This is a genomic window from Mycobacterium sp., from assembly GCF_032159565.1.
In the GTDB taxonomy this organism is placed as follows: Bacteria; Actinomycetota; Actinomycetes; order Mycobacteriales; family Mycobacteriaceae; genus Mycobacterium.
Genome location: NZ_JAVHWR010000091.1, coordinates 1 through 7,777 on the forward strand (window position 1 = coordinate 1; position 7,777 = coordinate 7,777).

The following is a 7,777-nucleotide window of genomic DNA, read 5'->3' on the forward strand; positions in this document are numbered from 1 at the left end:
AAGGCATAGACATGCCAGCCGACGGCCGGCAGCCTGCCGAGCGCGCGCAGCACCAAGAGCAGCACCGCACTCACCGCGGCTAATACGGGAAGCAGCGTTGTCACTTTGGAAGCCACGTAGGCGCCGACGCGCAGGCCCGCCAGGCGCTCTCTCCGGAAAACCGCCATCTCGCCGACGATCTGGAGCAGGCCGTAGGTCAGGCCGAAGAAGAAGCCATCGAAGGCGATCCAGAACACGATCTGCGCCGGGCCGACGCCTGCTGCGCTACCGAAGTCGAACGCGCCGCGCGTGAACAGCGTCGCCATCATCGCAGTGACCAGCACCGGGGAGCCAAGCAGGATCGCGAGGGTCAGCCGGTTGCGCAGGAGCACATCCGCATTGCGTCTGGTCAACAGCCACCACTGCCGAAGCACACCCGTGCGATCGAGGTCGCCCCGGGTGGCCGCAGTGGGCGGCGAAGCAATGCCTGCACCTGGTTGTGTCGTCGGACGACTGGCCGAGAACCGCTGCGCCCACACTTGGGGCGTGGCCTCGTCGGCAAGCCGCTCGTACACCTCGGTGAGATCCTGCACGTCGAAGTAGCGCCGCGCCTGCGCTGGGCCGCCGATGAAGGCCAGATGGCCCTCACGTGCGAGAAAGACCACCCGGTCACACGTGTCGATGCCTGCGGGCTCATGCGTCGTGATGACGACCGTGACGCCTCGCCCGCTGAGCCGGCGCAGCAGGCGCATCACACCGGCTGCCGTCGACGGATCGAGGCCCGAGGTCGGTTCGTCCAGGAAGAAAAGGCGTGGCCGAGTCAGAAGCTCGACAGCGATACTGGCCCGCTTGCGCTGGCCACCCGACAGCGCACGGACGGGCACCTCGGCGCGGTCACTCAGATCGAGGTCGCACATGGTGTCCTCGACGATGCGCTCCGCTTCCACCGCCGAAGTGCCTGCGGGCAGCCGTAACCGCGCCGCGTAGCGCAGCGTCCGGCGCAGCGGCATCTCCAAATGGATGATGTCGTCTTGGGGGACGTAGCCGATGCGCGCACCCCCGCCGACCTTGGCACCGCGAACGACACCGTCGTGGCGAACTTCTCCCGAAGACGACGGTTGCTGTCCGGCGAGTATTTCCAGAAGGGTGGTTTTTCCTGCTCCGCTGCCACCGGCGATGGCAATCAGCTCACCAGGTTCCACAGCTAGCGACAGCTCCTGGAGAATCTGCCGTGCGCCGACACACCGGCTCACGTTGACTGCTTCGATCCGCCCGCCATCCGGTGCTTCGCGCGCGTGGCGTGGTGTGCGCGTACACGACCGTGTGATGGTCGGCGGGTCGATCGCGTTCTCGGTCATGGCGGAACCCTTCTCGTGGCGGACTTGCTTTGTCAGCCACGATCATCGGTCCGCTGATCGCTTTGTCACATGGGGCGGATGCCTCAACTAATGACGTTCACCGTCAACGGTATTGCGGCCGGTTCGGCCACGTTCGACGCCCGAAAGCCGTTACAGTCCTGCCGCCGCGTCGGAGGGCAGCACCGCCAAGCCTCGATCGATCGCGGCGAGACTCGCCTGCGTGCGGTTGTTGACACCCAACTTGGAGTAGACGCGCTCGACGTGGTTACGCGCCGTTTTCTCGGCGATGTACAGTTCTGCAGCGATCTGACGGTTCGATCTCCCCTGCGCGACGAGTCGGAGGACCTCCACCTCCCGGGCGGTAAGCCCGCCCGACTGGGAAGTGCGCCGTGATACCCGGTGCCCGGCCGCCGCAAGGACGGCCTCGACGGAATCTGCGTCGAGGCGTGCCGCCCGTGCTTCTTCGCGCAGTTGACGTGCGGCGCCGAGAGTATCGAGCCCGGGGCGGTCCGGACGCGCCTCGAGCAGTCGGTGATAGGCCACGGCCGCTGCAAGCAATCGATCCGTCGAAGACAACTCGGCGCCGACGAGCCCACGGGGAAACCCAGATCCGTCGATCCGCTCCTCGTGCTTGGTCGCCACCGATACCACCGACTCCAAGCCGCCGACCCGGCTGAGTATCCGTCCGGTGAGATACGGGTACATGCGCAACCGCTCGGATTCGGCCGTACTGAGCGGTCCCCTCTTCTGCCAGATGCTGTTGGACACGCCTAATCTGCCGAGGCCGTGCACGAGGCCCGCCCGGTAGAGACGCGTGACGTCCTCCGACGGCTTCCGCAGGTGCCGGGCGGCTCCGGCGGCCAGCTCGGCGACGCCACGCGAGTAGCCGGGCGAGCTCGGACATTTGAGGTCGACGAAATCCGCTACGGCCCGCAGCAACTCGTCGATCTCGTCACCGTCGAGAGTGCGGTGAAGATCCGGTGCATGCGCCAACGCAGCGGTCCAAACGTCTATTTCGAGCAGTCCGTCGACGATGGCGACGGCGTTGCGTTCGAACACATCGGCCACCGCAGGGCTGAACTGCGTGCCGCGCCTGCTTTTCACGACCCCGAGGGCCTGTTGCACGCCGCTCGTCCGCAGATGCACCTCGACGACGTCCGCCAAATGAACGATGTGGACTTCGATCGGGATTTCTTCTTCGCGAGCGCCTTTCGGCATCCCGCGGCCGTCCCAGCGCTCGAAGATGTATGCCAACGCCTGCCCGACCTGCTCGTCCAGACCCATCCGATCGGAAAGGACACTGGCAGAACTGCAATGCGAATGAATGAGCTTGCCGACCCGGTTACGTGCCGTGACCAGAAATGCCGCCGCGCGAATGCCACGCTCCCACGCGGGTAGGCCGCACCCAACGTGGCTCATCATCAGACGCAGGAACGGCAGTCCGGTCATGTCCACGCCGTAAGTGTCGGCCCGGAAGGCGATGTCGTCACCGAACAGCGCCGAAAGCTCGTATGAATCGGCGTGACAACCGATCCAGCCCACCAGATTGGCGTAGTACACCGTCGCCCGTCGTTGCGCGTCGAGGCCCATGAGTTCGGCGATGCGTGCCGAGATCAATGACGACCGAAGCATGTGTTCCATCGGCTGACCCAGCCCGAGGTCGATCGCCAGCGATGTCGCAGCCAGCAACTCTGCTCTGCGCAGGCCCTTTGTCGAGCCCGGCAGGGTCCCGGACGGGTGCACGTGCTCATTCTGCACCCAAAAACGGCGATGCCGACCCAAACGAGCGGCCGACGGCCGGACTACTTGAGGCCGATGCCTCATGCGCCCGAAGCGTTACCGGGTAAACCATTTCTCCATGGCCACCATCAACATTCCCGTCGAGACCTCACCGGCGATCCCGAAGGACCCGTGGCACACGGTGCTGACCGAAGGTCACGGATCACTGGTGCGGGCGCGACGACTGTTCCGCTATCTACCGTCGGCCCCCCGATGCAAGCTCTGCAACAACCCTTTCGGGGGCCCCGCCGGCCGTGTTCTGTCCGCTGCCGGCTTCAGTCCGTCGCGCAAGAATCCGAATCTGTGCAGTCGCTGTTGTGATGTGCTTCCGGCAGGTGGTGCCGAGGTCGACATCGCCGTCCTGTTCGCCGATGTTCGTGGCTCCACAGTTCTCGGCCGCCGCGGCGCCGCGGCGGACTTCGCCGCCTTACTCAACAGGTTCTACAACGTCGCCACCCGCACCTTGCTTCGCCATGACGCGGTGATCGACAAGCTCATCGGAGACGAAGTCATGGCCTTTTTCGTCAGGGGCATCAGCGGTCCGCGCTACCGACAGCGGGCCGTTCGGGCGGGGCTCGACCTGCTGGACGCGGTCCGTGACGGCAGCGACGGAAACCCATGGCTCGACTTGGGTGTGGCGGTTAACGCGGGCGTCGCCTACGTCGGCAATGTCGGGAGTTCAGTCGTCGACTTCACTGCCCTCGGCGACACGGTCAACGTGTCGGCGCGAATGCAGGAACACGCCGCAGGTGGAGAATTGCTCGTCGCGTCCGGAGTGGCCGACACGCTCATGGCCACCGCATCGCGGCGCTCGTTGAACCTGCGTGGGCGTGAGGAACCCGTCGACGCGTTCGTGCTGCGCGCAGGAGATCCGCCAGAAGCACCGGGATCTGGCTAGGCCACGGGTTGTTGTCTGCGGACCGCGGTGTGAAGCGGTTGATCGGCCTCGATCTTGACGCCCAGCAGCTCGGCCGTGCCGTTGATCGCGCCCATCATGATCGTGGTCATGTGGCTGATGAACTCGTCGCTGGGCATCCGGCGCGGGCTGTCGTCGTCGGCGCCCAACCACCAATCCGTGGCCGAGGCCGCCGTGCCGAAGATCGCGAACGCCGCCAGCTCGAAGGCCGCCGGGTTGAGCTCCATCTCCTCGAGCTCGCTGCTCATCATCTCGGCGATCGCGAGCGTGATGTCGCGACCCTTGTTGACCGTCGCCATCGCGGCCGCGGATTGGTCGGCGAATCTGCCCTGCAGAAGGAAGCGCACCACATTGGGGTGCTGATCGACCAACTCGACGTAATGCGCGACGCCGCGCCCGACGATCTCGCGGACCGAGTTCGCCTCCACGTCGATCGACGGAATGATCGCGGACCACAGCAATTCGCGCATGCGTTCACCGATCGCCTGGAACAGATCGGACTTGTCGGTGAAGTGCCGGTAGATCTTCGGTTTGGCCGTGCCTGCTTCTTCGGCGATCTCGCGCAGCGACAACACGGGCCCGAGGCGGTCGATGGCACGGAAGGCGGCATCGACGATTTCCGCCCGCACCTTCTTGCGATGTTCACGCCAACGTTCACTGCGGGCGTCGACCTTGACGCCCGGTTCATGACCAGAGCGTGACCTCGGCCTTGCGCGCATTCCGACTACTGTACCCGTCCCAACGTCTCTGACCTGCTCAGACCGTGCCGCAACGCGTCATCGAGGTGCCTCACCGGGCCCTTCGGCGCACCAGAAACCTGCAGCGACTTGGGTACTATCTGTGCGACAGCGAAGATAACGAGACGAGAGTTATGACTCAGCGATACGACCTGGTCATCGCCGGTGGGGGGCCATCGGGGTCGGCCGCCGCGTGGCAGGCGGCGCAGACCGGCGCGAAGGTGCTCGTGCTCGACAAGGCCGATTTTCCGCGGGATAAGCCGTGCGGCGACGGTTTGACCGCCCGCGCGGTCAGCTATCTGCAGAAGATGGGCCTCGCCGACGAGGTGTCGACCTTCCACCGGGTCAACCGGGTGACGGTGTTCAGTCCGAGCCAGTGGGAGCTGTCGTTCCCGAAGCGTCCGGGCATGCCCGATCACGGGCACACCGTCAGCCGCACGCATCTGGACACTGTGCTGCTCAAGCACGCCGAATCGGCAGGTGCCGAGGTGCGCCAAGGGTCCGAGGTGACCGGGCCCGAGTTCGACGCCAACGGCCGGGTCATCGGCGTGACGCTGAAGGGCGGCGAGAAGGTCCACGGCGACGCGGTGATAGCCGCCGACGGCGCCTACTCCCCCATCAAGCGGGCCTTGAAGATCGATTCGGAGTACAAGGGCTACTCGGCCATCGCGATCCGCTCGGAGATGCACGCCAACCGGCCCGACTCGGACTCGCTGGACATCTATCTGAAGCTGGCGTTCCAGGGTGACCAGCTGCCCGGCTACGGCTGGGTGTTTCCGATGGGCAACGGCGTGTTCAACATCGGACTCGGCTATGTCAACAGCTACAAGAACTGGCAGTCGATCAACGCCACGCAGTTCCTCGGCGAGTTCCTGCGGACGCTGCCCGCCGACTGGGAGCTGCCGCCGATCGAGGAGCTGAAGAAGAACAAGAGCGTGCGCGCGTGGCGGTTGCCGATGGGCTTCACCGCGTGGCCGCCGTGGCGGCCCGGCGTCCTGTTCACCGGGGACTCGCTCGGCGCCGGTAAGCCGGCGTCCGGTGCGGGCATCTCCAAGGCGCTGGAGTCGGGCCTCGCCGCGGGCGAGTGCGCGATCGCGGCGCTGCAGAACGGCGGGCCCGACGATTTCACCAACTATGCGCAGCGGATGGAAGCGGCCTGGGGCCGGGAGTACAAGCGGGGCCGCTACTTCCACAAGCTCGCGGGTATCCCGGCCGTCGCGAACACCGGCATCAATCTCATCGACAACGCGTTCCTACGCGACCGGATACTCAAGGCGCTCTACAAGAAGGAACAGGGCCCGCAGCACAAGTACAAGTAGTTCACCGGCGTCGCGGGTGTGCGGTTTCGTACGCGACTCGCCGCAGTCGGCGTATGAAACCGCGCGTTCGCCTATCCCTTAAGGCCCGGATGCGGACGGGCGGCAAAGGCCCTACGTGCTCGTGCCGGCGACGCGTGCGTCGGCGACCACCCGGACACCGACGGCATCGGCGTCTGCTGCGTCTTCTACGGCGGCACCTATGACGACCACGGCCAGTGCTGGGATTACCCCGGTGCGACAATCGTGGAGTCGACCCACGGTTATTCCGCGCACCGCGCTTGCAGAGGTCCGCCCCGAGGGCCTACAGCATGCAGGAGACGCAGCCCTCGACCTCGGTTCCCTCCAGCGCCATCTGGCGCAGCCGGATGTAGTACAAGGTCTTGATTCCCTTGCGCCAGGCATAGATCTGCGCCTTGTTGACGTCGCGGGTGGTGGCGGTGTCCTTGAAGAACAGCGTCAGGCTCAGCCCCTGGTCCACGTGTTGGGTGGCCGCGGCGTAGGTGTCGATGATCTTCTCGTAGCCGATCTCGTACGCGTCCTGGTAGTACTCGAGGTTGTCGTTGGTCAGGTATGGCGCCGGGTAATAGACGCGGCCGATCTTGCCTTCCTTGCGGATCTCGATCTTGCTCGCCACCGGGTGGATCGAGCTCGTCGAGTGGTTGATGTAGGAGATCGACCCCGTCGGCGGCACCGCTTGCAGGTTCTGGTTGTAGATGCCGTGCTTGCCCACCGACTCCTTGAGCTTGACCCAGTCCTCCTGCGTGGGAATGCGGATGTCCGCTTCGGCGAACAGCTGCTTCACCTTGTCGGTCTTCGGCTCCCACACCTGCTCGGTGTACTTGTCGAAAAACTCCCCTGACGCGTACTTCGAGTTCTCGAACCCCTTGAAGTGCGAGCCGCGCTCGATCGCGATCCGGTTCGACGCCCGCAGCGCGTGATACAGCACGCAGTAGAAGTAGATGTTGGTGAAGTCAACGCCCTCCTCGGAACCGTAGAGGATCCGTTCCCGCGCCAGGTATCCGTGCAGGTTCATCTGCCCGAGGCCGATCGCGTGAGAGTCGTTGTTGCCCTGCTCGATCGACGGCACCGACCAGATGTGGGTCTGGTCGCTCACCGCGGTCAGCGCCCGGATCGCCACCTCGATGGACTGCGCGAAGTCCGGCGAGTCCATCGTCTTGGCAATGTTCATCGAACCGAGGTTGCACGAGATGTCCTTGCCCACTTTGGAGTAGGACAGGTCGTCGTTGAACACCGACGGCGTGGACACCTGAAGGATCTCCGAGCACAGGTTCGAGTGGGTGATCTTGCCCTCGATCGGGTTGGCCCGGTTCACCGTGTCCTCGTACATGATGTACGGGTAACCCGACTCGAACTGCAGCTCGGCCAGCGTCTGGAAGAACTCGCGCGCCTTGATCTTCGTCTTGCGGATCCGCGCGTCGTCGACCATCTCGTAGTACTTCTCGGTCACCGAGATGTCGGCGAACGGCAGACCGTAGACCCGTTCGACGTCGTATGGCGAGAAGAGGTACATGTCCTCGTTGCGCTTCGCCAGCTCGAACGTGATGTCGGGGATCACCACACCCAGCGAGAGCGTCTTGATGCGGATCTTCTCGTCGGCGTTCTCACGCTTCGTGTCGAGGAACCGCATGATGTCGGGGTGGTGCGCCTGCAGGTACACCGCGCCCGCAC

At 64.9% G+C, this 7,777-nt stretch carries 6 protein-coding genes; 2 read left to right on the top strand and 4 right to left on the bottom strand.

Annotation, left to right across the window (positions count from 1 at the left end):
- The coding region (locus QOC76_RS11440) for an ATP-binding cassette domain-containing protein (RefSeq protein WP_526356953.1) at positions 1 to 1,337 on the bottom strand (1,337 nt) is incomplete at its 3' end.
- 150 nt (positions 1,338 to 1,487) lie between these two features.
- A complete protein-coding gene (locus QOC76_RS11445) occupies positions 1,488 to 3,080 on the bottom strand; it encodes an HD domain-containing phosphohydrolase (protein WP_526356954.1) in 1,593 nt (530 codons plus the stop codon).
- Between the two features lie 115 nt (positions 3,081 to 3,195).
- Here QOC76_RS11445 and QOC76_RS11450 point away from each other — a divergent pair, with 115 nt between their 5' ends.
- Positions 3,196 to 4,014 (top strand): adenylate/guanylate cyclase domain-containing protein, encoded by an 819-nt coding sequence (locus QOC76_RS11450; RefSeq protein ID WP_526356955.1) that lies wholly within the window; start codon positions 3,196 to 3,198, stop codon positions 4,012 to 4,014.
- Here the strand turns inward: QOC76_RS11450 and QOC76_RS11455 are convergent.
- Entirely contained in the window at positions 4,011 to 4,751 is a 741-nt protein-coding gene (locus QOC76_RS11455; RefSeq protein ID WP_526356956.1) for a TetR/AcrR family transcriptional regulator, read from the bottom strand. The two genes, QOC76_RS11450 and QOC76_RS11455, sit on opposite strands and share 4 nt — an antisense overlap.
- A 152-nt stretch (positions 4,752 to 4,903) precedes the next feature.
- Here QOC76_RS11455 and QOC76_RS11460 point away from each other — a divergent pair, with 152 nt between their 5' ends.
- Positions 4,904 to 6,088 carry an NAD(P)/FAD-dependent oxidoreductase gene (locus QOC76_RS11460; RefSeq protein ID WP_526356957.1) on the top strand — a complete coding sequence of 395 codons (1,185 nt, stop codon included), beginning with the start codon at positions 4,904 to 4,906 and terminating at the stop codon, positions 6,086 to 6,088.
- Between the two features lie 301 nt (positions 6,089 to 6,389).
- Here QOC76_RS11460 and nrdE read toward each other — a convergent pair.
- On the bottom strand, positions 6,390 to 7,777 hold a 1,388-nt coding region (nrdE, locus tag QOC76_RS11465; protein WP_526356958.1), incomplete at its 5' end, for a class 1b ribonucleoside-diphosphate reductase subunit alpha.